This is a genomic window from Variovorax sp. V93 (assembly GCF_041154485.1).
Classification (GTDB): domain Bacteria; phylum Pseudomonadota; class Gammaproteobacteria; order Burkholderiales; family Burkholderiaceae_C; genus Variovorax; species Variovorax beijingensis_A.
Window position 1 is genome coordinate 3,409,321 of the sequence record NZ_AP028669.1, and the last position, 26,873, is coordinate 3,436,193.

General features: G+C 68.5%; 25 protein-coding genes. 7 read left to right on the plus strand and 18 right to left on the minus strand.

The window, feature by feature from the left end:
• Positions 1–100: 100 nt before the first annotated feature.
• The 14 genes from ACAM54_RS16185 to ACAM54_RS16250 all read right to left on the minus strand — a co-directional run bounded on the left by ACAM54_RS16185 (position 101) and on the right by ACAM54_RS16250 (position 14,964).
• Positions 101–1,666: a DUF1800 domain-containing protein gene (locus ACAM54_RS16185; protein WP_369650987.1), complete on the minus strand. Its 1,566-nt coding sequence runs from the start codon at positions 1,664–1,666 to the stop codon at positions 101–103.
• A 38-nt stretch (positions 1,667–1,704) separates the two neighbouring features.
• A complete protein-coding gene (locus ACAM54_RS16190; protein WP_369648239.1) occupies positions 1,705–2,175 on the minus strand; it encodes a hypothetical protein in 471 nt (156 codons plus the stop codon).
• A 112-nt stretch (positions 2,176–2,287) separates the two neighbouring features.
• Entirely contained in the window at positions 2,288–2,971 is a 684-nt protein-coding gene (locus ACAM54_RS16195) for a DsbA family oxidoreductase (RefSeq protein WP_307698055.1), read from the minus strand.
• A gap of 38 nt (positions 2,972–3,009) precedes the next feature.
• Positions 3,010–4,422, minus strand: coding sequence for an MFS transporter (locus tag ACAM54_RS16200; protein WP_145744628.1), 1,413 nt, complete (start codon positions 4,420–4,422; stop codon positions 3,010–3,012).
• A gap of 30 nt (positions 4,423–4,452) precedes the next feature.
• Entirely contained in the window at positions 4,453–6,351 is a 1,899-nt protein-coding gene (locus tag ACAM54_RS16205) for a bifunctional sugar phosphate isomerase/epimerase/4-hydroxyphenylpyruvate dioxygenase family protein (RefSeq protein WP_369648240.1), read from the minus strand.
• 141 nt (positions 6,352–6,492) lie between these two features.
• Positions 6,493–7,257, minus strand: coding sequence for an alpha/beta fold hydrolase (locus ACAM54_RS16210; RefSeq protein WP_369648241.1), 765 nt, complete (start codon positions 7,255–7,257; stop codon positions 6,493–6,495).
• Positions 7,254–8,474, minus strand: coding sequence for an MFS transporter (locus ACAM54_RS16215; protein ID WP_369648242.1), 1,221 nt, complete (start codon positions 8,472–8,474; stop codon positions 7,254–7,256). Before ACAM54_RS16215 ends, ACAM54_RS16210 begins: the two co-directional genes overlap by 4 nt.
• A complete protein-coding gene (locus ACAM54_RS16220) occupies positions 8,471–8,902 on the minus strand; it encodes a carboxymuconolactone decarboxylase family protein (protein ID WP_192323344.1) in 432 nt (143 codons plus the stop codon). The genes ACAM54_RS16215 and ACAM54_RS16220 overlap by 4 nt, the downstream gene beginning before the upstream one ends.
• Positions 8,899–10,110 (minus strand): 3-carboxy-cis,cis-muconate cycloisomerase, encoded by a 1,212-nt coding sequence (pcaB, locus tag ACAM54_RS16225; protein WP_369648243.1) that lies wholly within the window; start codon positions 10,108–10,110, stop codon positions 8,899–8,901. The genes ACAM54_RS16220 and pcaB overlap by 4 nt, the downstream gene beginning before the upstream one ends.
• A gap of 100 nt (positions 10,111–10,210) precedes the next feature.
• Positions 10,211–11,044 carry a shikimate dehydrogenase gene (locus tag ACAM54_RS16230; protein ID WP_145744617.1) on the minus strand — a complete coding sequence of 278 codons (834 nt, stop codon included), beginning with the start codon at positions 11,042–11,044 and terminating at the stop codon, positions 10,211–10,213.
• Positions 11,045–11,059: 15 nt separating this feature from the next.
• Positions 11,060–12,064, minus strand: coding sequence for a TRAP transporter substrate-binding protein (locus ACAM54_RS16235; protein ID WP_369648244.1), 1,005 nt, complete (start codon positions 12,062–12,064; stop codon positions 11,060–11,062).
• Positions 12,065–12,110: 46 nt separating this feature from the next.
• Positions 12,111–13,391, minus strand: coding sequence for a TRAP transporter large permease subunit (locus tag ACAM54_RS16240; protein ID WP_369648245.1), 1,281 nt, complete (start codon positions 13,389–13,391; stop codon positions 12,111–12,113).
• Position 13,392: 1 nt separating this feature from the next.
• A complete protein-coding gene (locus ACAM54_RS16245) occupies positions 13,393–13,998 on the minus strand; it encodes a TRAP transporter small permease (RefSeq protein ID WP_145744612.1) in 606 nt (201 codons plus the stop codon).
• A gap of 42 nt (positions 13,999–14,040) precedes the next feature.
• The gene (locus ACAM54_RS16250; protein ID WP_369648246.1) at positions 14,041–14,964 is read right to left on the minus strand and encodes a shikimate dehydrogenase; all 924 of its coding nucleotides are present in this window, start codon (positions 14,962–14,964) and stop codon (positions 14,041–14,043) included.
• A gap of 202 nt (positions 14,965–15,166) precedes the next feature.
• Between ACAM54_RS16250 and ACAM54_RS16255 the strand changes: the two genes are divergently transcribed.
• From ACAM54_RS16255 to ACAM54_RS16280, 6 genes are all read left to right on the plus strand, one after another.
• On the plus strand, positions 15,167–15,961 hold the full coding sequence (locus tag ACAM54_RS16255; protein WP_145744608.1) for an IclR family transcriptional regulator C-terminal domain-containing protein: 795 nt from the start codon (positions 15,167–15,169) through the stop codon (positions 15,959–15,961).
• Between the two features lie 84 nt (positions 15,962–16,045).
• A complete protein-coding gene (locus tag ACAM54_RS16260) occupies positions 16,046–17,056 on the plus strand; it encodes a Bug family tripartite tricarboxylate transporter substrate binding protein (protein ID WP_369648247.1) in 1,011 nt (336 codons plus the stop codon).
• 24 nt (positions 17,057–17,080) lie between these two features.
• Positions 17,081–17,746: a response regulator gene (locus ACAM54_RS16265; protein WP_145744605.1), complete on the plus strand. Its 666-nt coding sequence runs from the start codon at positions 17,081–17,083 to the stop codon at positions 17,744–17,746.
• Positions 17,747–19,165 (plus strand): sensor histidine kinase, encoded by a 1,419-nt coding sequence (locus tag ACAM54_RS16270; RefSeq protein ID WP_369648248.1) that lies wholly within the window; start codon positions 17,747–17,749, stop codon positions 19,163–19,165. It begins immediately after the preceding gene.
• A 28-nt stretch (positions 19,166–19,193) separates the two neighbouring features.
• On the plus strand, positions 19,194–20,216 hold the full coding sequence (locus ACAM54_RS16275) for a Bug family tripartite tricarboxylate transporter substrate binding protein (RefSeq protein WP_369648249.1): 1,023 nt from the start codon (positions 19,194–19,196) through the stop codon (positions 20,214–20,216).
• Positions 20,217–20,359: 143 nt separating this feature from the next.
• Positions 20,360–20,800 carry a hypothetical protein gene (locus ACAM54_RS16280; RefSeq protein ID WP_369648250.1) on the plus strand — a complete coding sequence of 147 codons (441 nt, stop codon included), beginning with the start codon at positions 20,360–20,362 and terminating at the stop codon, positions 20,798–20,800.
• Positions 20,801–20,834: 34 nt separating this feature from the next.
• Here the strand turns inward: ACAM54_RS16280 and ACAM54_RS16285 are convergent, their stop codons facing one another.
• Genes ACAM54_RS16285 through ACAM54_RS16300 form a run of 4 tightly spaced genes read right to left on the minus strand, consistent with a single transcriptional unit; the run spans position 20,835 to position 24,834 of the window.
• On the minus strand, positions 20,835–22,064 hold the full coding sequence (locus tag ACAM54_RS16285; protein WP_307698065.1) for an ROK family transcriptional regulator: 1,230 nt from the start codon (positions 22,062–22,064) through the stop codon (positions 20,835–20,837).
• Complete coding sequence (locus ACAM54_RS16290; protein ID WP_309929416.1) at positions 22,057–22,854, minus strand: ATP-binding cassette domain-containing protein; 798 nt, start codon at positions 22,852–22,854, stop codon at positions 22,057–22,059. Before ACAM54_RS16290 ends, ACAM54_RS16285 begins: the two co-directional genes overlap by 8 nt.
• Positions 22,854–23,813, minus strand: coding sequence for an ABC transporter permease (locus ACAM54_RS16295; RefSeq protein ID WP_145744595.1), 960 nt, complete (start codon positions 23,811–23,813; stop codon positions 22,854–22,856). Before ACAM54_RS16295 ends, ACAM54_RS16290 begins: the two co-directional genes overlap by 1 nt.
• Positions 23,814–23,829: 16 nt before the next feature.
• Positions 23,830–24,834: a sugar ABC transporter substrate-binding protein gene (locus ACAM54_RS16300; RefSeq protein WP_145744593.1), complete on the minus strand. Its 1,005-nt coding sequence runs from the start codon at positions 24,832–24,834 to the stop codon at positions 23,830–23,832.
• Between the two features lie 557 nt (positions 24,835–25,391).
• On the opposite strand from ACAM54_RS16300, the gene ACAM54_RS16305 reads away from it, so the two are divergent.
• A complete protein-coding gene (locus ACAM54_RS16305) occupies positions 25,392–26,747 on the plus strand; it encodes a hypothetical protein (RefSeq protein ID WP_369648251.1) in 1,356 nt (451 codons plus the stop codon).
• Positions 26,748–26,873: the final 126 nt, after the last annotated feature.

The window sequence follows — 26,873 nt, forward strand, 5'->3', positions numbered from 1 at the left end:
GGGATGGGGGCCCGGCGGCGCTTGTCTCGCCTTGTGCGTCATCGAACGCCGCTGGCCCCCACCCCTGCCCTCCCCCGGAGGGGAGGGAGAAAAACCTCGATCAGCGCCGCATCAGCTCCGGCGACGCCAGCAGGAAGGTGTTCCACTCCTGCGGGTTCTTCGCCTGTGCCAGCGCCTCGCGCGTGTCCGCGCCCAGGCCCGCCTGCATGGCGCGCACCGCGTGCGAATCGGCCAGTGGCGGGAATGCAGGTTTCTCGAGCGGCGCCTTGTCGTCCGTGCGGAACAGCACGGCGCCATTCGCACCGATGGCGCGCGCGATCTCGAAGCGCGTGTTCATCTGTCCCGCGCTGGCCCAGGCTGCTTCGTTGAGCGGATAGCCGTCGGGCGTCTCGTGGCCGTACAGCGGTTCGCCCATGCGGTTGATCCAGCCGAGCATCGGATTCACGTTCGACACCACGCGGTCGTCGTACGCAAGCCGCACGCCCGCGATCACGTAGTGCACCGGGTCGCGGAACTTGCGTCCGAGCGAGGCGGCGAACTCGGGCGACTCGAACATCGCCTTGAGTGTGACGGCGATGTCGCCGTCGCTGCGCGTGAAGGCCGCAGCCATGCGCTCGACCAGCGCCTGCGGCGGATCGTCGGAGACGAAGTACACGGCGAGCTTGCGCGAGATGAAGCGCGCGGTAGCCGGCGCGCGCGCCAGGCGGTCGAGCGCCTCGTCGGCCTCGGCCAGTCCGCGGCCCTGGATAGGCTGGCCCAGCAGCGTCTTCGGGCCGTAGTCGTGCCGGTTGGGGTTGAATTCGAACAGGCCCCGGCGCAGGTAATCGGCGCGCAGGGCCGGGCGCACGCTGGGAGGCGGTGCATCGAGCGGCTGGTAGCTCACGCCCACGCCGGTGAGCACGCGCGCGAGTTCCTGCACGTCGGCTTGCGAATAGCCGCCGCCCACGCCCATGGTGTGCAGTTCCATCAGCTCGCGCGCGTAGTTCTCGTTGATGCGGTTGGCGGCGTTCTGCGCGTTGTCCAGGTAGCGCAGCATCGCGGGGTGGTGCAGCGTAGCGCCGAGCAGGTCGCGGAACCGGCCGAGCGCATGCGGGCGGATCGCGTTCTCTTCGTAGTCGCCCACCATCGCGCGGATGTTGTCCTTGCGCAGGTTGACGTTGAAGTGGTTCATCCAGAACCACGTCATCTGCTCCTGCAGCTGGTTGGGCGAATAGAGTGCGCGCAGCACGAAGCGCTGTTGCGCCTCGCGCGCCAGCGCATTGAGCCGCTGCTGGTAGGCCTGGCGCGCGGCCTTCTTCTGGTCTTCGTCGGGCAAGGCGTCGGCGGCCTTGCGCTGTGCGTCGAGTTCGGTCACGAGCTGGTCGAGCGGCGTGCGCGAAATGGCCATGGCATCGACCTGCGCCTGCGCGGCCGGCGGCAGCGGCGCGGGCCGCGGATTGAGCTGGTCGCGCATCCACGGCGAGAGGCCGCGCCGCGCCAGCTGCGCCTCGCTGCTCGCATTGGCACCCCAGCCCACGCGGTCGAGCCAGCGCAGCCGCGCGGCTTCGTTCATGGGGGCAGAAGACAGGGACACCGACACCAGCGGCCGATGGTCTCCCGGCGCGCCCGCACAGGCCGCGAGCAGCGCCAGTGCACATGCAGCCAGCGCCATCGCCGTGCGGCGCATGGAGAACAACCACTGCGAAGCGCCGGCTGCCACCGCATTCACTCCGTGCGCAGGTCGTGGCGGCGCACGTCGCCGATGGCGTGCTGCGCGGTTCCAAGCGCCGCGTCGACATGCGCGAGGCCGCGCTGCTGGAACGGCCGCGAGCGCGGGTCGTCTTCTTCGCGCGCCACGTCGGAGCGCACCTTGCGCAGCAGGTCGACCGCTGCATGCAGGCGGCCCTCGCGCGGCAGCCACGCATCGGTGGGCTCGCGCCATTCGACGGGCTTGCCATCGAGCCACGCCGCGTGCTGCAGGTCGCCAATGGCGGCATGGATCTCGTCGAGCACCACCTGCTCGTCGCGCGAGACCTGCCCGTCTTCGGGGCGGCGGTGCTCCACCTTCCAGGCGGCCGTGCGCAGGTCCGACAGGGCGTGCAGGTAGAACGGGTGCCTGCCGTATTCGTCGGCCAACGCGGGCAGCGAGGCCGCGGCCATGAGAACGAGTGCGGCGATGAGGCTTTTCTTCTTCATCTTCGGAGCTCCTGCGGGTAACGGCGGTTCAAGGACGCTTCCTCAACCGCCGTGCCCCGCTCCGCGTTGACGCTCTTTACCTTCGCAGCGCCGCGCCTAAGCCCCGGCTAAGTCAGGCAACTGCCACGCTGGCAGGTGCAGCGCCGGCAATCTGGCGCAAGGCGCGCTCGAACACCTCGACCGGCTGGCCGCCCGAGATCAGGTGGTGGTCGTTGATGATGATCGCGGGCACCGAATGGATGCCGGCATCGGTGTACATGCGTTCGCGCTCTCGGGTTTCGCGCGCAAACTCGTCGCTGGCCAGAATCTCGCGGGCCCGTGCCGCATCGAGCCCGGCCTCGGCGGCCAGGCGCACCAGCACCTCGTGGTCGGAGGGGTTCTGGCGGTCGGTGAAGTAGGCCTTCAGCAGCAGCTTCTTGAGCGCTGCCTGCCTGGCCGGGCTTTCGAGCTCGGCCCAGTGCAGCAGGCGGTGGGCGTCGAAGGTGTTGTAGATGCGCGGCCGGCCCTCGGGGCTGAACTCGAAGCCCACTTCGGCGCCGCGCTGGCGGATCATCTCGCGCGACTGCGCCTGCTGTTCACGCGTGGAGCCGTATTTCTGGCTCAGGTGCTCGAAGGTGTCCTGGCCTTCGGGCGGCATCTGCGGGTTCAGCTCGAAGGGCTGGAAATGCAGCTCCGCCGTGATGCCGGGCGCGACGCGCCGCAGCGCCGCCTCGAGCGAACCCAGGCCGACGGCGCACCAGGGGCAGGAGACATCGGAGACGAAATCGATCTTGAGATGGGAGGTCATGGGCGCCATTCTTCATGGCGCCGACGCCCTTGGTGCGCGCAAGGTCTTCAGGCCACGGCCTTGGCGGCCATGCGTGCGGAGGCGAGCGTTTCTTCGCGCAGCCGGTCGTACTCGAGCTTGTCGACCGGCACCGCATCGGGCTTGCCCAGGTCGTTCATGTGCACGCGGTAGGTTTCGCGTGCGCTCAGGGCCGAGATCGCGGCAATGGCGCAGATCGCCAGCGTGATGGCGCCGACGGTCAGCGGGATGTTGGCGGCGCCGGGAGGCGCAACCGCCACGAACAGCGCCGGCAGCAGCGCGGTGATCGCGGTGCCGATGTTCTGCGAGATCGCCATGCCCGAGACGCGGGTGCGCGTGGGGAACATCTCCGGATAGAAGCTCGGGAACACGGCGTTGTAGCCCTGGTAGACCACGCCCCACATCAGGAGCGACATCACGATGGCCAGCGGCACGTTGTGGATGCTGATAGCGTACAGGTAGCCGAACGACAGCAGGCCCGAGCCGATGGCGCCGACGGCGATCGGCAGGCGGCGGCCGACCTTGTCCGACAGGTTGCCGACGAACGGGATCACGATCACGGCCAGGATGTTGCCCATCACCGGAATCCAGAGGTAGATGTCCTTCTCGAAGTTGATGCCGTAGCCCGGCTGAACCGCGTAGGCGGCGCCGAAGATGGTCGCGACCACCGGGATCACGTTCATCAGCGAGCACAGCAGCACGCGCAGCATGTCGCCCCAGCTCTCGGTCACGGCCTGGATCACCGGCGCCTTCGGCACCTTGGCGCTCTTCTCGACTTCGGCAAAGGCAGGGGTCTCGTCCACTTCCTTGCGGATGATGTAGCCGGCCACGATGACGATGAAGCTCAGCAGGAACGGAATGCGCCAGCCCCAGGCGTTGAAGGCATCCTTGTCCATGTAGTGCGCGAGCGGCAGGAACACGGCGGCCGCCATGATCTGGCCGGCCTGCACGCCCTGCAGCGTGAAGCTCGCGAAGAAGCCGCGGCGTCCGAACGGCGCGTGCTCCAGGATCATCGAGCTCGCGCCCGAAATCTCGCCGGCCACCGCAAAGCCCTGGATCAGGCGCAGCACCACCAGCAGTGCGGGCGCCCACAGGCCGACCTGGTCGTAGGTGGGCAGCAGGCCGACGGCCACGGTGGAAAAGCCCATCAGGAACATGCACAGGATCAGCACCGTCTTGCGGCCGTGCGTGTCGCCCCAGTGGCCCAGCAGCAGCGCGCCGATCGGCCGTGCGACGTAGCCCACGCCGTAGGTGGCGAGCGACGCGATGATCGCGATCTGCGGGTCGCCCTTGGGAAAGAAGATCTGCGGAAAGATCAGCGCCGCCGCGGTGGCGTAGATGAAGAAGTCGTAGTACTCCAGCGCCGAGCCGATCCAGCCGCTCGCGGTGGCTTTCTTCGACTGGTGCTTGCCTTTCGGCTCGTGGGCCGTGATGGTTGCCATGGTTTGTCTCCGGGTTGACGAAAAGAATCTTTATTGCTGCGCCTGCGATGCCATGCGCGCCGGTGCGTTGAGCGCGCCGTAGGCGTCGTAGCCCGCGGTGCGCTGTGCCAGTTCGAAGAAGAGCCCGCCTTCGATGTTCTCGGTGTAGATGTGCAGGTAGTCGCCCGCGGGCGAACGGTCGAACAGCGCGCCCGCCGCGCGCAGGCGTGCGAGCAGCGCCGGGTCGAGGTCGACGCGCGTGGCCAGGTCGTCGTAGTAGTTGTCCGAAATCGGCACGAAGCGCGTGCCGCTCGCGCGCAGCCGCTCCACGCTCTCGAAGATGTCGTCGCAGCGCAGCGCGATGTGGTGCACCGCGCCGCCGCCGGTCAGGCTCAGCGTGCGCGCGGTGCGGGTGCGCTGGCTCAGCGACACGTTGAGCACCAGCCGCACGCTGCGGTCGGCATTGGCCACGCCGCGGCTGCGGATCAGGCCGAAAGGGTCGGCCAGCTCCAGGCTTTCGCCGGGCTCCAGTCCCAGCACGGCGCGCGTGAACAGCACCCAGGTGTCGAGCTGGTCGAGCGCCAGGCCCAGCGCCACGTGGTCGACCTGCGCGAGGCCGGCGCCGCCGGCATCGGCCGCCGCGTCTTCCTCGAGGATGAAGTCGGCCTCGTACAGGCCGTTGGTGCCCAGGGCCTCGGGCACGAAGTGGATCAGGTTGCCGCCCGGCGCCACGATGGCCGGCACGCGCAATTCGTTCGGTCCGACCGGGCTGTCATGGCGCTGCGAGCACATGGCCGTGGCGCGCTCGACGGCGGCCTGCGGATCGGCGCAGCGCACGCCCAGCGCGCACACCGAGGTGCCGTGCGCCTCGAAGCGGCTGCGCGCGAACGAATCCGGCTGCGCGTTGACGATCAGGTTGATTTCGCCCTGGCGGTACAGCACCACGGCCTTCGAGCGGTGCCGGCCGACGCGGCGGAAGCCGATCTGCTCCAGGAACGCGCCGAGCGTGCCGGCCGAGGCCTCATCGGCCGCGAACTCGATGAACGACAGGCCCGAGAGCGCCGGCACGGGCGGCGGGCTGAACAGCTCGACCGCGACCGGCTGCGCGGACGCCTGCGCATCGGCCGCCGGAGCCAACCGTTGCCGCGCCTCGCTTTCGAGGTACAGCAGCGAGCGCATCGCGTCCACCGCGGTGCGGCGGTTGGGCGTTTCGCGGAACAGGTCGTTGAAGATCTCGAGCGACAGCGGGCCGGTGTAGCCCGCGCGCAGCACCTGCTCGAAGAAGCCGATCACGTCGAAATCGCCCTGCCCCGGGAACGAGCGGTGGTGGCGCGCCCATTGCAGCACGTCCATCGACAGCAGCGGCGCATCGGCCATCTGCAGGAAGAAGATCTTGTCGCCCGGAATGGCGGCGATGCCCGTGGCATCGTCCTTCAGCGACAGCGTGTGGAAGCTGTCGAGAATCAGGCCGAGCTGCGGGTGGTCGGCCTGCTTCACGATGTTCCAGGCCTGGCCGTACAACGAGGTGTGGCGGCCCCAGGCCAGCGCCTCGAAGCCCACGCGCAGATTGCGGCGCGCGGCACGCTCCGCGAGTTCGTGCAGCTGCGCGGCGGCCAGCGCGGGGTCGTTCACCGAGAGCGGCGAGGTGTTGGAGCAGCACAGCATCAGCGGCGCGCCCATGGCCTCCATCAGGTCGAACTTGCGCTCGGCGCGCTCCAGGCTGCGGCGGAACTGGGCCTCGGGCATGCCCTCGAAATCGCGGAACGGCTGGTACAGGTCGATCGAGAGGCCGAGGTCCGAGGCGATGCGGCGCAGTTCGGCGGCGCTGCCCTTGAAGTTGACGAAGTCGGCCTCGAACAGCTCGATGCCGTCGAAGCCCGCGGCCGAAACGGCTTCGAGCTTCTGGCGAAGCGTGCCGCTGAGGGAGACGGTGGCAATGGAGCGATGCATGGGGGTGACTGTAGGAACACCCACCGCCGCCCACAACGCTCCACATGCACCCAGCGTTCGATCATCGAACGCATGCGTGCATTGTTCGCACGGATTAGGGGTTAGACCTAGGCCCGACCCAGGGCGTGGAGGCCGCGTTTCTCAAAGACTGCGCCAGTAATCGATCAGCAGCTGCGTGAACTCGACCGGCCGCTCCACCGCGCTCAGATGCGCCGCGTCGATGGTGGCCAGGCGCGCGCCGGGAATGGCGGCCGCGATGGCTTCGGACATCACCTGCGGCGTGGCCTCGTCCTGCAGCCCCGCGATCACCAGCGTGGGCACGGCGATGCGGCGATTGCTGTCGCGGAAATCGATCGCCGCCACCGCGTTGCAGCTTTCGATGTAGCCCTGCGCGTCGGTGCGCACCAGCACGTCGTGCAGCGCCTCGGCCGCGGCCTTGCCCTCCTGCGTGGTGACGTAGCCGTGCGTGAGCCAGCGCGCCACCGCGCCTGGTGCAATGGCGGCCACGCCCTTGGCGGCCACCGTCTCGACGCGCGCGCGCCACGGCGACTGGTCAGGGTAGTGGGCCGACGAATTCGCGATCACCACGCTGCGCAGCAGCTCGGGATGGCGCACCGCCAGCGCCTGCGCGGTCATGCCGCCCATGGACAGGCCGACGAAGTGCACCGGCTCCCCGCCCGCCTCGCGCTGGATGAGCTCGGCCGCGTCCTGCGCCAGCGTCTCCACGCGCAGCGCGCCCGGCACCACCTGCGAGCCGCCATGGTTGCGGTGGTCGTAGCGGATCACGGTGTGGGCGCGCGCAAGCTGCTCGGCCACGCCGTCCCACATGTGCAGGTCGCAGCCCAGCGCATGGCTCAGCACGACGAAAGGACCGCTGCCTTCGCGGACGACATTCAAACGGGTCATGGTGATTCCTTTTCTTTCATCGGATGTTGCAGGCGCGGCAGCCAGAGGAACGCGATGGCCAGCAACCCGCAGCCTGCGAGCAGCATCGGAACGACCATCGGCCAGGCGCCGTTCGAAAAATCGGTGTCGACGAACTGCGCGGCCATCTGCCCGACGCCGAACGCCACCATCATCATGCCGAAACCGGACCACGACACGGCCCGCCCCGCGAGGTGCGGCAGGTCGCCCACGGCGCCGGCCTGGCCGCAGGGCTGGTGGATGCCGTGGCCCAGGCAATACACCGCGTGGCCCGCGAGCAGCGGCAGTGCGCTGTGCGGCGCGAGCCAGCAGCCCAGCGCCTGGACCGCTGCGCCGGCCATGCTCAGCGTGGCGCCCAGTTGCACGGTACCCACCGGGCCGTACCTGCGCAGCAGCCGCCGGCACAGGGTGGTGCTGAAGATGTAGACCAGCGAGCCGCCGGCCGGGATCCAGCCGTACATCGCGGGCGACCAGTCCAGGTAGCCGATGTAGACCATCGGCGACAGCAGCAGGAAGCAGAAAAGGCCGCCATAGGTGGTTGCAGCCACCGAGGCCCAGGCCCGGAAGCTGCGGCTCGCGAACACGGCGCGGGTGCTGCCGCGCGGCGCCGAGGGCTCGCCCGCCAGCGGCCGCCGCGTCTCCGCGAACGAACGCCAGCAGAGCGCCAGCAGCACCAGCGCGTAGAGCGCCATCGAGGCCATCACCCAGCGCCAGCCGGCGCCTTGCACCAGCCATGCGCCCACGAGCGGCGCCAGCAGCCCCACCACGCCCAGGCCCGTGAGCCCGCGCGCCATCACGTGCGGGCCCTCGTGCGCGGGGTAGAGGTCGCGCACCGCGGCGCGCGCGCACACCAGGATGGCCGCCATCGAAAAGCCCTGCAGCGTGCGCCAGCCCGCGAGCACCGCCACGCTGCCGGCGAAGGCGCCGCCCAGCGCCGCGGCCGCGTAGCAGCCAAGCCCCGCCAGCAGCACCGGCCGGCGGCCGAAGCGGTCGGCCAGCGGGCCGCACAGCAACTGCGCAAAGCCGAAGGCCAGCACGAACAGCGTGAGGCTGGTGCTGGCCGAGCCCAGCTCCCTGGCAATAGCGGGCAGCGCGGGCAGGTAGCTGTCGGTGGCCACGGGCTGCGCCGCCAGCAGCAGCGGCAGCAGCAGGCCGAAACCGGGCTCGAACCGGTCCTTGCGGGTGCGCGGCCCGCTCACTGCGGGGCCGCGGCCAGCAAGCCCTTCTCGCGCAGGATGCCGGTCGCGATGCCGAAGGCGTGGTTCGCCACCGGCACGCCGCAATAGATGGCCGCCATCATGATGACTTCCTTGATGTCCTCGGGCGTGAGGCGCGACTCGGGCGGGCCGTCGAGCGCCGCGCGCACGTGCATCGCGAATTCTTCATAGGCGTGGATGCCCAGCATCATCGACAGCACCATGTAGCGGCGCGTCTTGTCGCCCAGCGCGGGCCGGCCCCAGATGTCGTTCCAGGCATGGCGCGTGATGAGCTCCTGGAACTCGGCGTTGAACGCGTTGCGGTTGGCGAGCGACTTGTCGACCCAGGCGTCGCCCAGCACGCGGCGGCGGTTGACGAGGCCGGCTTCGTAGTCGTTGGGAGGTGTGGTCGTGCTTGCTTCGTCGGTCATCGGGGGGTGTCTTTCGCAATCAGTTGGGCGCGCAGTGCCGCGACCTGCCGCAGCGCGGTTTCGCCGGCAGGGCCGGCCAGCGCGGGGTCGAACCATTCGTCCGCCGCCTCGCGCGGCAGCTCCGAGCGCAGGGTGTCGATGTTGGCACGCATGCGCGCCGCGTCGATCTGCAGGCCCGGCAGCGCACTGGCCAGCGCACGCGCGCTGCCGTGCGCGGACATCAGCAGCTGCGGCCATTCGGCCAGCTCGGCCTGCCAGCCGCCGAGCGCGCGCTCGTGTTCCTGCGGCATGGCCGCCAGCAGCGCGGCCACGCGCTGCGGCGCGCGCTGGGCCGCGGCCAGCGCAACCATCGCCGCCACCGGGTTGCGCTTGTGCGGCATGGCCGAGGAGCCGCCGCGGCCCGGCTCCGTGGGCTCGGCCGCCTCGCCGACCTCGTACTGGCCCATGAGCGCGATGTCGCGCGCAATCTTGCCGAGGCTGCCCGTGAGCAGCCCCAGCTCGCAGCCGAGCGCGACCCATTCGTCGCGCTGCGTGTGCCAGGTGGCGCCGGCATTGCCGAGGCCGAGCTCGTCGGCCACGCGCTGCACGACGGCCGGGCCCTGCCCCTTCATCTGCGAGAGCGTGCCGACGGCACCGCCGAGCTGCACGCTCAGCGCGTGGCGTGCGGCCTCGCGCAGGCGGGCGCGGCTGCGCACCAGCGGCGCGGCCCAGCCGGCGCACTTGAGGCCGAAGCTCGTGACCGACGCGGGCTGCATCAGCGTGCGTGCCAGGATCGGCGTGGCCGCATGCTGCGTCGCGTGCTGCAGCAGCGCCTCGATGGCGCGGTCGACATCGGCTTCGATCAGCGCGATGCCTTCGCGCGTGACCAGCGCCATCGCGGTGTCGATCACGTCCTGGCTGGTGCTGCCGAAATGCACGAAGGGCACGGCAGCCGGATTGAACAGGCCCACGGCCTCCTTCAAGGCCTTGACCAGCGGAATCGCGACGCTGCCGGCGCGGCCGCTGTCGCGCACGATCTTGGCCACGTCGAACAGCTCGACCTTGCAGCTGCCGACGATCGAATGGGCGGCCGCCTCCGGCACCAGCCCGAGCGCGGCCTGCGCGCGGGTCAGTGCGGCCTCGAAGCGAAGCATCGCGCCGACGAAATTGTGGTCGCTGAAGGCGGAAAGCGTCTCGGACGTGGAAAGGAAGCCTTCGAAAATACTCATGGTGAATGTCTTCTTGCGTCAAAAAAATCGAGTGATCGCAACAGCATTACACCGCGTCTTCCCTCGCGCCGCACGGCGCAGGGCCGGCGTTGCACACTGCTCAGTAGCTGATCTTCGCCTCGGCACGCAGCGCATCGGCCGTGGCCGTGCCGAAGCCGAAGAACTCGAGGTACGCGGGAATCATCTCGAACAGCATGTCGGTGCCCACCTGCACGGCACAGCCCTTGTCCCGGGCGGCACGCAGCAGCGGCGTGTATTCCGACTTCATGACCACTTCGCCGACGAAGGTCGAGGCCGCGATGCGGTCCACATCGAAAGGCAGCGGATCGCCTTCCTTCATGCCCAGCGGCGTGGCATTGACGATGAGGTCGAAGCCGGCCGGATCGTTCGAGCCGGTGGACACGGCCAACGCCGGATAGTGCGTGCGCAGGCGCCCGGCGAGCGCCTCGGCCGACGGTGCGTGGGCATCGAAGAGCGCGATCTGCGCCACGCCGGCCGCCGCCAGCGAGGCTGCGATTGCCGAGCCCACGCCGCCGCTGCCGGAGACCAGCACGCGTGCGCCCTCGAGCGCACAGCCCTTGCGCAGCACGCCGCGCACGAAGCCGGCGCCGTCGAACTGGTCGCCCACCAGCGTGCCGTCGGCGCGCTTGAGCACGGCGTTGCAGGCGCCCGCGATCTTTGCCGTTGGCGTGACCTCGTCGACCAGGCCCATGGTCGTGATCTTGTGCGGCATGGTCACCAGCGCGCCCCGGATGTTGGTGAGCCGGAAGAGCGCGGCGAAGGCAGCCGGATAGTCCTCGGGCTTCACACCCATCGGCACCACGACGGCGTCGATGCCCTGCTTCTCGAACCAGGGGTTGTAGATCATCGGCGCCTTGAAGCTTTCGGTGGGAAAGCCCAGGTGCGCGACGAGTGTGGTCTTGCCGGAAATCATGTCGGTAGGCCGTCCTTACTTGCGAACCTTGGCGATCTCCGCCATCAGTTCCTTGACGGTCGCCTCGCCGACGGTGGCCGTGTACTTGTCGATCACCGGCTTGACCTTGTCGCGCAGCTTGGCCATCTCGGCGGGCGGGAGCTCGGTCACGGTCATGCCGGCCTTCTTGAGCGTGTCGAGCGCGGTGTCGGCCGCGTCGCGGGACGCCTGGCGCTGGAACTTGGTGGCTTCGGCGGCGGCCTCGCCGATGATCTTCTTCTCCTCGGCGCTCATGCCGTCCCAGGCCTTCTTGCTGATGATCAGCGCCTGCGGGTTGTAGATGTGGCGCGTCTGCGTGATGTGCTTTTGCACTTCGGCGAACTTCGACGATGCGATCACGGTGTTGGGATTCTCCTGGCCGTCCACCGCCTTCTGGTCCAGCGCCGAGTACAGCTCCGGGAAGGGCATCGGCGTGGCATTGGCGCCCAGCGTGTTGAACAGGTCGATGTAGATCGGCGACTGGATCACGCGGATCTTCAGGCCCGCGATGTCGTCGGCCTTGGCGATCGCGCGCTTGCTGTTGGTCAGGTTGCGAAAGCCAAGGTCCCAGTAGCCCAGGCCGTGCAGGTTCTTCTCGTCGAGCTTGGCGAGCAGCTTCTGGCCGAAGGGGCCGTCGGTCACGGCATCGGCTTCCTGCGCGTTGTTGAACAGGAACGGGAAGTCGTAGGCCGCAAACTCCTTGACCTGCGCCGTCAGGATGCCGGCATTGAGCACCGTCATCTCCACGGTGCCGCCCTGCAGCGCGGAAACCGTCTGCAGGTCGCCGCCGAGCGTGCCGCCCGGGAACAGCTTGACGGTGATCTTCTTGCCCGACTTCTCGGCGACGAGGTCTGCGAACTTCTGCGCGCCCTGCGCCTGCGGATGGCCGGTCTGGTTCTGGAACGCGAACTTGAGCGTGCGTTCCTTCACCTGGGCCGCGGCGCCGCCCATGGCCGCGAGCGTGACGACGGCGACCAGCGTGCGCTTGAAAAAGCTGTTCATGTGAAAGTCTCCTTGGGTTGATCTGGGAAAAAAGAAAGGGTGGACGTCAGCCGCTCAGCAGCCGGGCCGGCCAGATGACGAGTTGGGGGAACATGACCATCAGGAACATCATTCCGAACTCCGCAACGGCAAAGGGCCACACGCCGCGCGTGACCTCGTCCATCTTCATCCGGCCGACGCCGGCCACCACGTTGAGCACCGTGCCCACCGGCGGCGTGATGAGGCCGATCGAGTTGTTGATGATGAAAAGCACGCCGAAGTAGACCGGATCGATGCCCGCGGCCTTGATGACCGGCATCAGCACCGGCGTGAGGATCAGGATGGTGGGCGTCATGTCCATTGCGGTGCCGACCGCCATCACCAGCACCATGATCACGACCATCAGCAGCATCGGGCTCGCGATCAGCGGCTCGAGCAGCGCGACCAGCTTGGCCGGCAGGTCGGCCACGGTGATGAGCCAGGCCGAGACCATGGCCGCCGCAACCAGGAACATCACGATCGCGCTGGTCTTGGCGGCCGAGACGAACATGGCATAGAACTGCGAGGGCTTGAGCTCGCGGTAGACGACGGTGGCCACGAAGATCGCGTAGACCGCGGCCACCACGGCCGCCTCGGTGGGCGTGAAGATGCCGAAGCGCAGGCCCACCAGGATGATCAGCGGCAGCAGCAGCGCCCAGGTCGCCTCGCGCAGCGCGGTGAGCATCTCGGCGCCGGACTTGCGCGGCGGCGGCAGCACGTTTTCCTTGCGCACCAGCCACCACCAGGTGAACCAGAGCGAGGCGCCGATCAGGATGCCCGGGAAGATGCCCGCAAGGAAGAGCTTGGAGATCGACACGTTGGCGGCAACGCCGAAGATCACGAACCCGATCGAGGGCGGGATGATCGGCCCGATCACGCCCGAGGCCGCGATCAGGCCGCCCGAGCGCGCCTTGTCGTGGCCGGCGGCCACCATCATCGGGATCAGCAGCGCCGACAGCGCGGCCGCGTCGGCCACCGCCGACCCCGAGAGCGCCGAGAGGATGCAGGCCGCCACGATCGCGACGTAGCCGAGGCCGCCGCGCACGTGGCCGACCACCGCCAGCGCCAGGTTCACGATGCGCCGCGACAGCCCGCCCTGGTTCATGGCCTCGCCGGCCAGCATGAAGAAAGGCACGGCCAGCAGCGGAAAGCTGTCGGCGCCGTTGATCACGTTCTGCGCCAGGATCTGCGCGTCGAACAGGTCGAGGTGCCACATCAGCGCGACACCGCACAGCAGCAGCGAATAGGCGATCGGCACGCCGATGGCCATGGCGCCCAGCAGGGCACCGAGGAAGATGGCGATCGTCATGTCAGCGGCCTCGCGTGTCGTTGCCGCTGCCCTGGCGGGTGCGTGCTTCTTCTTCCGCATCGCGGCGCGCCAGTTCGGCGTTGATGCGGTCGATGTCGCCCTGCTCTTCCGACTCGTGCACCATCACGAGTTCGGCGTCGCTGAGCTTTCCGCTCAGCGCCAGCCACAGGTCGTACAGCAGGAACACGATGGCCGAGACGCCGAACACCACGCCGACGAAATAGAAGATGCCGACCGAGGCGCCGGTGGTGGGCGCGCTCACGTCCCAGTTGATCAGCGTCTGCTGCCAGCTGCCCGTGAGCAGCAGGTACGAGGCGAACAGCATCAGCCCGTGGGCCACCACCAGGCACAGCTTCTTGCCCCAGGTGGGCAGCTTCGAGATCAGCATGTCGGTGCCCAGGTGGCCGTGCTCGCGCACCGCGACGATGGCGCCCAGAAAGGTCATCCAGACGAAGAGCCAGCGCGACACTTCCTCCGACACGGTGATGCCCGAATTGAAGCCGTAGCGCAGCACGACATTGCCGAACACCATGGCCACCATGAGGGCCAGCATCAGCGCCATGAGCCCTTCGAGCCCCCGGCAGTACCACGAGAAGATCCTTGTCATTGTTTGCCTCCTGTTGAAATTGTTCTGGGTCCGTCCGCGTTTTCAGGCGACGTTGGCGGAGCGATAGCGCAAGGGGGCGGCAATCTCCGCGGCCATGGCGGCCGGATAGATCAGCTCGCGCAGGAAATCCGCGTCCTTGCGCAGCGCTTCGGCCGCATCCTTGTGGCCGAAGTAGCCGAAGTAGTGCGGCATCTGCTGGATCAGCATCTCGAAGCCGGCCTGCGCATTGAGGCCGCGCGCGCGCGCGGCGCGCACCAGCGGCGTCGGCTGGTTGCGCAGCAGGATGTCGAACAGCGCGGCATGGGCGTCCATGCGCGCGACGTCGACGGGCAGCGCGTCCGCCTCGTCCAGGCCCAGCGGCGTGGCGTTGATGACGAGGTCGTAGCCCTCGGGCGCATTGCGGTCGACCGCCACCACGTTGGCATCGAAGAAGGCGTCGAGCTTGGCCGCCACGCCGGCGGCCCTGCCGGCCGAGGTGTCGTAGAACGCGATGTGCTCGGCGCCGTCGACCGTGCCGCCTTCGGCCAGCGCCACGCCGATGGCCGCGGCGCTCACGCCGGCGCCCAGGATCAGCACCCGCTTGCCGCGAAATGGAATGTTGAAGTGGTCCAGCGCACCCAGCAGCCCCTCGCCGTCGAACAGGTCGCCCTCCAGCTCGTTGTTCTCGATGCGGCGCACCACGTTGACCGAGCCCGCCACGCGGCCGAACAGGCCGCAGCCGTCGAGCAGGTCGACCGCCAGCGGCTTGTGCGGCGGTGCAATCACCATCCCGCGCACGTTGCGCGCGAGGAAGGCCGACTTGAAGAACACCGCGAAATCGCGCAGCGGCACCTGCACGGGCACCAGCACCGCGTCGATGCCGAAGCGCTCGAAGGCGGCGTTGAACATCCGGGGCAGGCGCACGTTCCGCACGGGGTCGCCGGGGATCAGGTACGCCAGGGTGCTGCCGCTGATGGAGGTGGTCATGTCTTGCCTCTTTTTTTGTACGGCAATCGCTCCAGGACCATTGCCAAGGCGAACTTTAGCCACCTCTCCATGGATTTCGCTCAGGAATCAAGCCCACATCGATCGACAATCGTCCTTATTCGTTCGATGATCGTACATAAACAGGGTTTGTCCTTATCCAGCCGGGCCGCCGCACCGCCCGCCGCACGGCACACTTCGGGCCATGAGCACCGATGCCACCGATCTTTCCCCCGCGCCGGCCGGCCTCGACAAGCGCGACTGGATCGCCGGGCTGGAACGCGGCGTGAGCATCATCGAAGCCTTCGACGACGCCCATCCGCGACTCACCGCCAGCCAGGCCGGCGAACGCACCGGCATGACGCGCACCGCCGCGCGGCGCTATCTGCTGACGCTGCAGCACATGGGCTACGTGGCAAGCGACGGCAAGCTGTTCTGGCTCACGCCGCGCGTGCTGCGGCTCGGGCAGTCGTACCTCGACTCGGCGCGGCTGCCGCGCATCGTCCAGCCCTTCCTGCAGCGCGTGGCCGCGGGCACCAGCGAGATCGCCTACCTCAGCGTGATGGACGGCGACGAGGTGGTCTACATCGCGCGCAACGGACCCAACCGCAGCATGAGCACGGGCTACGTGCTGGGCGCGCGGGTGCCGGCGCAGGTCACGGCCGCAGGCATGCTGATGCTCGCGCTGCGCAGCGACGCCGAGCTGGCCGGCTGGCTCGCCACGCGGCAGCTGCAGGTATTCACCTCGCACACCATCGCAAGCAAGGAGCGCATGAAGCTGGAGCTCGCGCGCATCCGGGCCCAGGGCTGGGCGCTGTCGGAGCAGCAGCTGGACCTCAATTCGCGCGGCATTGCGGTGCCGCTGCGCGACCGGCACGGCACGCTGGTGGGCGCGCTCAACATCACCATGCCGATGGGCCACGAAAGCTCCGAGGACGCGGTCGCCCGCGTGCTGCCGGTGCTGCGCGAGACGGCGCAAGCCATGCGCAACCTGATCTGAATCGCGGACTGACAGCATTCCGACAGCATCCGCCGGGCAGGATGGCGGCTTTCCTTTTCTACAAGATCGATGGAGACAAGCACCATGTCCGACAACTTCTTCCCGAACGACCTGCAGCCCACGCGCCGCCAATGGCTGCAGGGCGGGTCCGCGCTCGCCCTCGGCGGCCTGCTTCCTTCTCTCGCCTTGGCCCAGTCGGCATGGCCCAGCAAGTCGGTGCGCTTCGTCGTGCCCTTTGCGCCGGGCGGCAGCTCGGAGATCGTGGCGCGCTCCACCGCCGCCGAACTCTCGCGCACGCTGGGCCAGAGCGTCTTCGTCGACAACAAGCCAGGCGCGGCCGGCAACATCGCGATGAGCGAGGTGGCGCGCAGCACCGACCAGCACACGATCATCCTCGGCCACATCGGCACGCTGGCGGTCAACCCGTACATCTTCGCCAAGCTGCCCTACGACGCGAACAAGGACTTCAAGCCCGTGAGCCTGCTGGCCAAGGTGCCCAGCCTCTACGTGGTGCACCCCGACGTGCCCGCGAAGAACCTCAAGGAATTCATCGCCTACGCCAAGTCCAAGCCCGGCAAGCTCAGCTACGGCTCCGCAGGCAACGGCAGCGCGGGCCACCTGGCCTTCGAATACCTGAAGATGACGGCGGACGTGTTCATGCTGCACGTGCCCTACCGCGGCACCGGGCCGATGGTGACCGACCTGCTCTCGGGCCGGCTCGACGCCTCGGCCATCGGCGCCGCGGCCATCATTCCGTTCATCAAGGCAGGCAAGGTGCGCTGCATCGCCACCGGCTCGGCCAAGCGCCTCGCGCAACTGCCCGACGTGGCCACGGTGGCCGAGCAGGGCTTCCCGGGCTTCGAGATGACCCAGTGGTACGGCATGCTCGCACCGGCCAACATCGAGCCCGCGAACCTCGCCAAGCTCTCGGCCGAAACGATGAAGGCCGTGAAGTCGCCGGATTCGATGCAGCGGCTCACGGCCGATGCGGCCGAGGCCGTCGGCGGCACGCCCGAGCAGTTCGCACAGTTCATCGCGGCCGAGCAGGCGCGCTGGCAGAAGGTGATTGCAAGGGCAAACATCAAACCGGACTGATTGCGCAGCCTCTAGCATCGCGCCATGCGCATCCTGCTGGCCGAAGACGAACACACCCTGGGCACCTGGCTGTGCAAGGCGCTGGAGCATGCGGGCATCCAGGTCGAATGGGTGGACGACGGCCGGCTCGCGGACCGCGCGCTGCAGCAGCGCGACCACGATGCGCTGGTGCTCGACCTCGGCCTGCCGGGCATGGACGGCCACACAGTGCTGCAGCGGCTGCGCGAGCGCGACCAGCGGCTGCCCGCGCTGATCCTCACCGCACGCGATTCGCTGAGCGAGCGCGTGGCCTCGCTCAACGCGGGCGCCGACGACTTCCTGGCCAAGCCCTTCGCGCTGGCCGAACTCGAGGCGCGGCTGCATGCGCTGGTGCGCCGCGCGCGCGGCGTGGAGCATCCGCGCCTGGCCTGCGGGCCGCTCGCGTACGACGGCGCGCGCCGGCAGTTCGTGCTGGACGGCGAAGCGCTGGCACTGTCGCCGCGCGAACAGGCGGTGCTGCGCGTGCTGGTGCAGCGCAGCGGCGAGCCGCTGTCCAAGCAGCAGATCCTCGAGCGCGTGTTCTCCGACGACGATGAGGTGCATCTCGAAGCAGTCGAGGTGCTGGTCTACCGGCTGCGCAAGCGGCTCGACGGCAGCGGGGTACGCATCGTCACGCTGCGCGGCCTGGGCTACGTGCTGGAAGCCGACTGAGTGAGTGCGCTGCGCCCATTCGCACAGCGCCTGCGGCGCACGAGCCTGTGGCGGCGGCTCGCGCTGCTGCTGTTCCCCGCCCTGCTGCTGGTGACCGGCATCGAGCTGTGGATGACGCGGCACGACGCGCTGGCCGCCGCCAACGCGGCCTACGACCGCTCGCTGCTCGGCGCGCTCAAGTCGATCGACGCGAACATCTCCACCGTCTCGGGCGGCCTCTCGGTCGAACTGCCCTACACGATGTTCGAGTTCTTCGAGCTCACGGCCAGCGGCCAGGTGTTCTTTCGCGTGGCGACCTCCGACGGCCTGGTCGAACTCGGCAGCGCCGACCTGCCCGCGCCGCCCGCCGAGCTGCGCACGGGCGTGCCGGCCTTCTACGACGCAAGCTATTTCGGCGAGTCCGTGCGGCTCGCGGCCTACCGGCGCGACCTCGACCGCACGCCGGCCGGCAGCACCGGGCGCAGCGTGCTGATCCAGGTGGGCGAGAGCACGCGCTCGCGGCAGGAATTCAGCGCGCGCTTTGTCCGAAGCGCCGCGCTGCGCGACGGACTGGTGCTCGCGCTGCTGCTGTGCAGCACCTCATTGGCGCTGGCCGCGGCGCTGCGGCCGCTGTCGCGGCTCGCGCGCGAGGTGCAGGCCCGCGCGTCCGACGACCTGACCCGAATCGCGGACGCCGACCTGCCCGCGGAAGTCCGGCCGCTGGTCACCGCCGTCAACCAGCAGATGTCGCGCACGCAGGAACTGGCGGCGCAGCAGCGCCAGTTTCTCGACGATGCGTCCCACCAGCTGCGCACGCACCTCACCACGCTGCAGATGCAGGCCGACTACGCCAGGCGCGAGGAAGACCCGGCGCAGGTGCAGGCCGCACTCGACGCGCTCGGCACCGAGATCGGCCGCGCGACGCGCAGCGCGCAGCAGCTGCTGGCGCTGGGCCGCAGCGACACGGTGGCGGTGGAGCCCGCCGAGTTCGACCTGGCGGCGCTGCTGCGCGAAGTGGCCGTCGACCTGCTGCCGCTCGCGCGCGCCAAGCGCATCGACCTGGGCATCCATGCGCCCGCGCCCGAGTTCTTCGCGGTGGCCGACCGGGCACTGCTGCGCGAAGCCTTGAGCAACCTTGTGGCGAATGCCATCGCCTACACGCCGGCCGAAGGCACGATCACCCTCTTCGCGGCGGGCGATGCGGCGGGCTGGAGCCTCAACGTCGAGGACGACGGCCCCGGCCTGAGCAATGAGGAGCGCACCGCGCTGGGCCAGCGCTTTCGCCGCGGGGCCCGCGCGGGCAAGGGCGGCTTCGGGCTCGGCCTGGCCATCGCGCGCTCCATCGCGCAGCGGCACCGCGGGGAACTGCGGCTCGAGGCACGCGAGTCCGGCACGGGGCTGCATGCGATCATCTGGTGGCCCCGTCCGGCGGCCAGCTAGCCGGGACGCCGCGCCGCCCAACGCTCCCATGCCGATTCCTTTCGCCACCCGCCGCCATGCGCTCAGCGCGCTGTCTGCACTGCTGATGCCCGGCATCGCGCGCACGGCCATGGCGCAGAGCACCACCGATCCGTCGTTGGCCGCGGCCGAATGCGTAATCCCCGCCAAGGCCGGCGGCGGCTTCGACCTGACCTGCGCGCTGGCGCGCGATGCGCTGCAGGCCGTGCGCCCCGCGCGGCCGCCGCTCGGCCTGCGCTACCTGCCGGGCGGCATCGGCGCGGTGGCCTTCGACCGCATCGCCACCGGCCGGCTCGGCGGGCCGGGCACGCTGGTGGCGTTCTCCAGCGGCTCGCTGCTCAACCTCGCGCAGGGCCGCTTCGGTCCACATGCGCCCGCGGCCGTGCGCTGGATTGCCGCGCTCGGCACCGACTACGGCGTGATCGCCGTGCACCGCGACTCGCCCTACAGGCAATTGCAGGACCTGGTGGCCGCGCTGCGCCAGGACCCCTCGCGCGTGGCCTTTGGCGCGGGCGGTACGGTCGGCAGCCAGGATTGGGTGAAGGCCGCGCTGCTGGTGCGCGCCGCCGGCCGCGACCACCGCGCCATGCGCTTCGTGTCCTTCGAAGGCGGCGGCGACGCGCTGGGCGCGCTGCAGGGCAGGCACGTCGATGCGTTCCCCGGCGACGCCGCCGAGGCGCTGCAGGCCATCGCGGGCGGCGCGGCGGTGCGGCTGCTGGCCGTGCTCTCGCAGGCGCGGCTGGGCGGTGCACTCGACGGTGTGCCGACCGCGCGAGAGCAAGGCGTGGACATCGTCTGGCCGACCGTGCGCGGCCTGTACCTCAGCGCGAACGTGCCCGATGCCGCGGTGCGCGCATGGACCGCGGCGTTCGCCGAAGCCACGGCCGCACCCGGCTATGCGGCGCTGCGCGAACGGCATGGCCTCTATCCTTTCGCGCTGACCGGCGCCGCGCTCGACGACTACGTGCAGGCCCGCATCCAGGCCTACCGGCAGCTCGCCGAAGAACTGGGTCTGCGGCGCTGGAAGCCCTGAAGAACCCGGGCGGGCGAGGCCCCGCAGCGGTCCTTTCCACGGCATCGACGCGGCGGATTCCTTAGCGCCACATGGCGCAGGCCTACAGCAGCGCCCGGCGGGCGCCGGTAAGAACGGCTGAAGACAACCAAGGAGCTTCAGCCATGAGCCCGGAACACGCGATCGACCCGTCCAGGCACCCGGATGCTGGGCGCCGATCCGGCTCGCAACGGTACTGGGCGCCTTGCCTGGCCGTGGCGCTGCTGGCGACATCCCTTTTCTATGTGGCCTTGAAAGACCTGGTGCACGAAAGCACCGCGCGCGCACCGGCCTTGCCGGCAGCGACCATGCCGGCCCATGTCGAGCCCCCGGTGCCGGCCAGGGAAACGCCTGCCCCGCCGGTGCCATTTCGCGCGCCACTCGTGAACGCCGTCATCGAAAGCCCGGCGGTCGCTCCAGCAGAGCCGCCGGCCTTCGTCGAAGTGCAAAAGTGTGTCATGCCCGAGGGCGATGCCCTCTATTCCGATGGGCCCTGCCCCGAAAGCGCACGCGCAAGCACGCTGCGACTGCCACGCAACCTGCATGCAGCAGCGGCGCGGCCATAGGCGGCATGGTTCAGAACCGGACCGGCGCCGCGCCTCAAGCCGCCTTCAGGAACACATCGTGGTCCGGTGCGAAGTTGGCGTGCAGCGGCAGCATCGCGCCGCCCAGCGCACAGGCCTGCGCACCCACCCTGCCCCCATGCAGCTGCGGCGCCCACAAGCCCTCCCAGTTGCACCGGGCCAGCGCGGCACGGGTCTGCTCGAGCAGGGCTTGCAGCAGCGAGCGCGACATCGAGCCGTCCATCACCACATCGGCCAGGTCGAGCACCGCCGTGCTGCTCACGATGGCATGCGCCAGCGCCAGCGATGCGGAGCCGAGCCAGGCCTGCGTGGCTGCGGCAAAGGGCGCCTGCAGCGCGCGGTCGTCGTAGGCCGCGGTGGTATCCAGGCCCTGGGCCTGCAGCCGCTGTTCCAGTTCCCACAGCGAGGCCTCGGCCATCACCTGCGGCGGCAGCGCCGCGCCCGCACCAGCCTGCGCCGGCTGCATCGGCAGCGATGCCAATGCGCCCGCGTTGCCGTGCGCGCCGGTGTGCAGGTGCGAGTTGATGACCAGCCCGCCGCCCACGAAGGTGTCGACGAAGATGTAGAGAAAGCTCTTCAGGTCATGGCCGCGCCCGCCCACCAGCTCGGCCACGCAGGCTGCCACCGTGTCGCGCGCAAAGCTCACGGGCAGCTCGGTGCGCGCGCGCACCTCGGCCGCCAGGTCCATCTGGTTCCAGAGGTCGGCCTGCGCCTTCGACAGCCCGAGCGTGCGATGCCAGCCTCCGAGCTGGAACGGCGCGGCCAGCCCCGCACCCACGTTGCGCACCGCCAGCGGCCCGAGGCCCTCGCGCAGCCGGTGGATGTGCTGCGCGATGGCAGGCAGCAGTTCGTCCGCATCGGGAAAGTCGTAGCTGATCGCATGCCGCTCGCGCACCTTCGCGGTGAAGTCGATCAAGAGCCATTCGGCGCCGCGCCGGCCCACCTTGATGCCGATGGCAAAGGCCCCGTCGGGGTTGAGCGCGAGCGGCACCGAAGGCTGCCCGATGCGGCCGCGCACGCGGCCCTGCTTGATGATGAGCCCGTCTTCCTCGAGCCGCGCGGTGATGAGCCCGATGGTCTGCGCGCTCAGCCCCGTGAGCCGCGCGAGGTCGGCCTTGGGCAGGCTGGTGTGAACGCGCAGCGCCTGCAGCACGGTGCGCTCGTTGAACTGGCGCATGCCGACCTGGTTGGACCCGCGAGGCCGCAGCAGGTCGGGCGAGCGCGCAGGGGCTTCTGCATCAGGCATGCGCCTCCGCGGGCAGCTGGTCGGCGGTCATGGCACCGGTCATCACGGCCACCGTGTCGCTCATGCTGATGTTCTTCGGGTTGAGCACCGCCGCGCGCTTGCCCAGGCGCGCCACGTGGATGCGGTCGGCCACCTCGAACACGTGCGGCATGTTGTGGCTGATGAGCACCACCGGCAGGCCGCGGTCGCGCACGCGGCGGATCAGCTCGAGCACCATGTTGCCCTCCTTCACGCCAAGTGCCGCGGTGGGCTCGTCCATGATGACCACGTGCCGCGCGAAGGCCGCGCTGCGCGCCACCGCCACGCACTGGCGCTGGCCGCCCGAGAGCGTTTCCACGGCCTGCGTCATCGACTGGATGCCGACCTTCAGGTCCGCCATGCGGGCCGCGCTTTCGTGCAGCATCTTCTTCTTGTCGAGCATGCGCAGCATGTTGCCCAGGAAGCCGGGGCGACGCAGCTCGCGGCCGAGAAAGAGGTTCTCGTAGATCGTCATGGCGGGCGCCACCGCCAGGTCCTGGTAGACCGTCTCGATGCCTGCACGCCGCGCGTCGAGCGGGTTGCGAAAGTGCACCGGCGCGCCGTCGAGCAGGATCTCGCCCTCGTCCGGCACGATGGCACCCGACAGCGCCTTGATCAGCGACGACTTGCCCGCGCCGTTGTCGCCGATCACCGCGAGAATTTCTCCTTCGCGCAGTTCGAAGTCGACACCGTCGAGCGCCGTGACCTGGCCGTAGCGCTTCACCAGGCCCTTGGCCTGCATCACGATCTTGGGGTTTGCCACGGTATTCATCAACGTGCTCCCCGGCGCGACAGCTGGTCTGCCGCCACTGCCAGAATCACCAGCACGCCCGTCACCAGCACCTGGTAGATCGAGGACACGCCCATCAGCGTGAGCCCGTTGCGGAACACGCCCACGATCAGCACGCCGATCAGCGAGCCCAGCACCACGCCGCGGCCGCCGAACAGGCTGGTGCCGCCGAGCACCACGGCCGTGATGGCGTCGAGGTTCTCGGTCTGCCCCGCGTTCGGATCGCCCACGCCGGTGCGCGCCACCGACAGCAGCGAGGCAATGCCGTACAGCGCGCCCGCCGCCACGTACACGCCCAGCAGCACGCGCTGCGTCGGAATGCCGACCAGGCGCGTGGCCTCGGCGTTGTTGCCCACCGCATAGATGTGCCGCCCCGCGGCCGTCTCGCGCAGCACGAACCATGCGAGCGCATAGAGCACCAGCATCAGCACCGCGCCCCAGGCCACCGCGGCGCCGCCGACGGCGAAGGTGGTGCCCAGCCCCGTGAGGCCGGCGGGCAGGTCGGTGATGGTCTGGGATGACGAATACAGCTGCGTGATCGCGAACGCGATGTTCAGCGTGCCCAGGGTCACGATGAAGGGCGGCAGCTTGATGCGCGTGACCAGCAGGCCGTTGACCAGCCCGAACAGCGTCGTCACGCCCACGCCGCACAGAATGGCCACCGGCACCGGCAGCCCGAGCTCGGTCGCGAACTTGCTCATGATGATGCTGCCCAGCGCCATCACCATGCCGCACGACAGGTCGATGCCCGCCGTGAGAATGATCAGCGTCTGGCCGATGGCGATCACGCCGACCACCATCACCTGCTGCAGGATCAGCGAGAGGTTGTCCCCCGTGAGAAAACGGTCGGACTGGGTCGCAAAGAAGATGCATGCGCCAAGCAGGGCCAGCCACGGCCCCAGGGCGCCCCACGGAATGTGGTGCGTTGGAGATTTCGCCATCAAAGCGCTCCGATGCTTACTTCTTGCCCCAGCACAGCTCGGCGCCGGTCTTGGTGTCCTTGCTGTCGACGCCGGCCACGCTCTTGCCCGCGATCAGGGTCACGCCCGTGTCGACGTAGCCCGAGGCCTTCTTGCCCGTCTTGGCAAACTCCACGCCCGCCGCCACGCCCATCGCGGCCATCTTGAGCGGGTACTGCTGCGAAGTGGCGGCGATGATGCCGGCGCTGGTGTCCTTGATGCCCTGGCAGCCGCCGTCCACCGAGACGATCAGCACGCCCTTCTCCTTGCCTGCCCGCTTCAGCGCGTTGTAGGCACCGGCCGCGGCGGGTTCGTTGATGGTGTAGACCAGGTTCACGTCGGGCGCCTTCTGCAGGCAGTTTTCCATCGCCGTCTGCGCCTTGGCCTGGTCGCCGAAGCTGTCGGCCATGCAGACGATCTCGGGCGCCTTCGACAGCTCGTTCGACTTGGCGTCGTTGGCCGGCAGGCCGAAGCCCTTCATGAAGCCGTTGTGCCGCTGCGCGCCCACCGGGTGGCCCGGCAGCAGGTCGAGCGCGACGATCTTCGGCGTCTTGCCGGCCATCGCGGCCTTGGCATATTCGCCGATCAGCACGCCGGCCGTGTAGTTGTTGGTGGCAAAGAGCGCATCGGTCGCATCCGGCGGATCGGCCGGGCTGTCGAGCGCGATCACCATCACGCCCTTGTCGCGCGCCTTCTTGATCGCCGGCACGATGGCCTTGGCGTCGCTCGGCGTGATGAGGATGGTCTTGGCGCCCGCGGCGATCATGTTTTCCATGGCGGTGATCTGGCCCGCGTTGTCGCCGTCGGCCTTGCCCGAGCCCGAGAGCAGCTTGGCGCCGAGCTTCTTGGCCTCTTCCTGCGCGCCCTCCTTCATCTTGACGAAAAAGGGATTGGTTTCGGTCTTGGTGACCAGGCCGATGACGGGCTGGTCGGCGGCGAAGGCGGCAGACGATGCGGCCAGGGACATGGCCGCCATGGCCAGGATGGAGCGGGAGCTGAACATGGTTTGTCTCCGTACGTTCGTTGGCGGGCGGCAAGCGCCCGCGGGGCTGGATAACCGGCAGCGGCCCCTGTGTGGAAGGAGCGCGGCGGCCGGACGCAGGGAGACTATCGGCGAGCGAAGCGACTAAATCAAGTGGTTTTAGTTATCGAAAACCCGAGGGGGCGCAAGTTTGCCTCGCGCCTTCCTTGGCCCTCGCGAGGTGATCTCGCACACGTTTTCGATTGGAAGGTCCTGAAGGCGCTTCGACCGAGGGTCCAGGCAATACCAATTAAGAATGATATTATTGTTTCATTTTGAAATTCAATAAAATCTTAAATAATATTTAAATTATTTATATATTTATTTATCGTCAGCGCCATAAAGAATAATTGATTTGGGGGCTTCATGAGGCGAACATCGACCGGGGCCCTACGTACCAAACCGAGGCGGAAGGGCAACACTCGGGATATCCCGGTGCCCATAAATTCTTACATTTTCATGTATTCATTTACGATCAAAGCGTCGAGTCGCCTGTCTTCCGACGGGCATCGACTTCAATCAAAAATGGAAAAAATGTAATGAAATGGTTTTATATTTCCGCCGCGGCCGCTTTGGTCGGGGCGTTGGGGGGATGTGGAGGCGGGGGTGGTGGCGGAGGCGGCGGCGTGCCATTTCCGATCCTGCCCGCCGCGACATTGAGCATGACTGTTCAGGTCAATGGCAGTTCGGCAACGGCCAATGGAGACGGCAAGTATTCCGTCAAGCCGGGCGATGTGATCACGGTCACCCCCAACCTGGGATCCGACTGGACCAGCACCTCCGACCCCGCCGGCTCCGTGAGCCTGCGCAATCCGGACATTTCCAGCACCAAGTGGTCGGCGCAGATTGCGAACAACACCAATTCCGCAAGCTTGTTCACCGTTAGCGCCAAGGCGACATCCAATGCAGCCCTGACCAAGGACACGGTCTTCAATGTTGCCGCCGGCGATGCCCGGAACCTGTCCTACAAGGTGTTCGCGACGAACGGCAGCCAGCAGACGCTCGCGCTCAACTTCGACACGATGTCGTACGTGATGACCGATGAAACCGGCGTCGCCGCATCGGACTCGTTCAGCGCCGATGCTTCGCAGTCGGGAAGCTATGTCTTCAAGAGCTCGCGCAATACGGCGGCGGCAAACAACAGCCGGTTCCGGCTGACCACGGACACCGTGGTGGGCTCGTTCCCGTTCCAGGTGGCACAGGTTCCGGGGAGCTACGCCGTCCAGCCGTTCATTGGGGCCCGCACCACGGTGACGACGCAAAGCGCACTCGATGGGGTCTACAACCGCCTCGGCATCAACCTGCGGCCAGGTGTGCTCGATTCGCAGATCCGCCAGGTTCAAGTGACTGGAGGTGGCACGTCGCTGCTGCTGTGCAATGAAGTCGGCATCACCTCCATTGCAGCCTGCCCAACGGCCTCGATCGCAACCTACAGCATTTCGGCTGGCTCGTCAGCAGGTTCATGGAGCACGGTGAACGTGACCAACGCGAACGACAGGGGCGCTTTCTCGGTCATCCTCGTGGGCGGAAAGAATGTCTACCTCTCGGCGGGCATCAACTCCGTCGCGCCGAACGACTCGATCTTCCGCATCGGCTTGGTCGATTCGCCGACGTGGCTCAACACCACGGCACGCGGTGGAGACAACAACGGCACCTGGGGCACCTTCGGCTTCGACGCGACGACCTATACCGCAGCGCTGACCAAGGCCGATGGCACCGTCTCCAACGTGAGTTATGGCCTCAACGCGGCGAGCGCCTCGATTCCCGCGCTGAAACTCATCAATAGTGCGGGCACCGACCGCTATTTCGCGATCCAGGACGGCTCGCTGTCGGTCGTCGTGGGTGCACGCAGCAACCCGGCCAGCGGCTACCTCCAGATCGGACTGGTGCCCTGATCGTGCGGCGCCGGCACTTGTTGCTGGCGCCGTTCACATTCGCGCACGCCGCGTTGCGCCGCATTTGCGGTGCAACGCGGCTTTTCTTTTGCATGAAGGCCAGCACAAACATCGTCCAGCCGCATG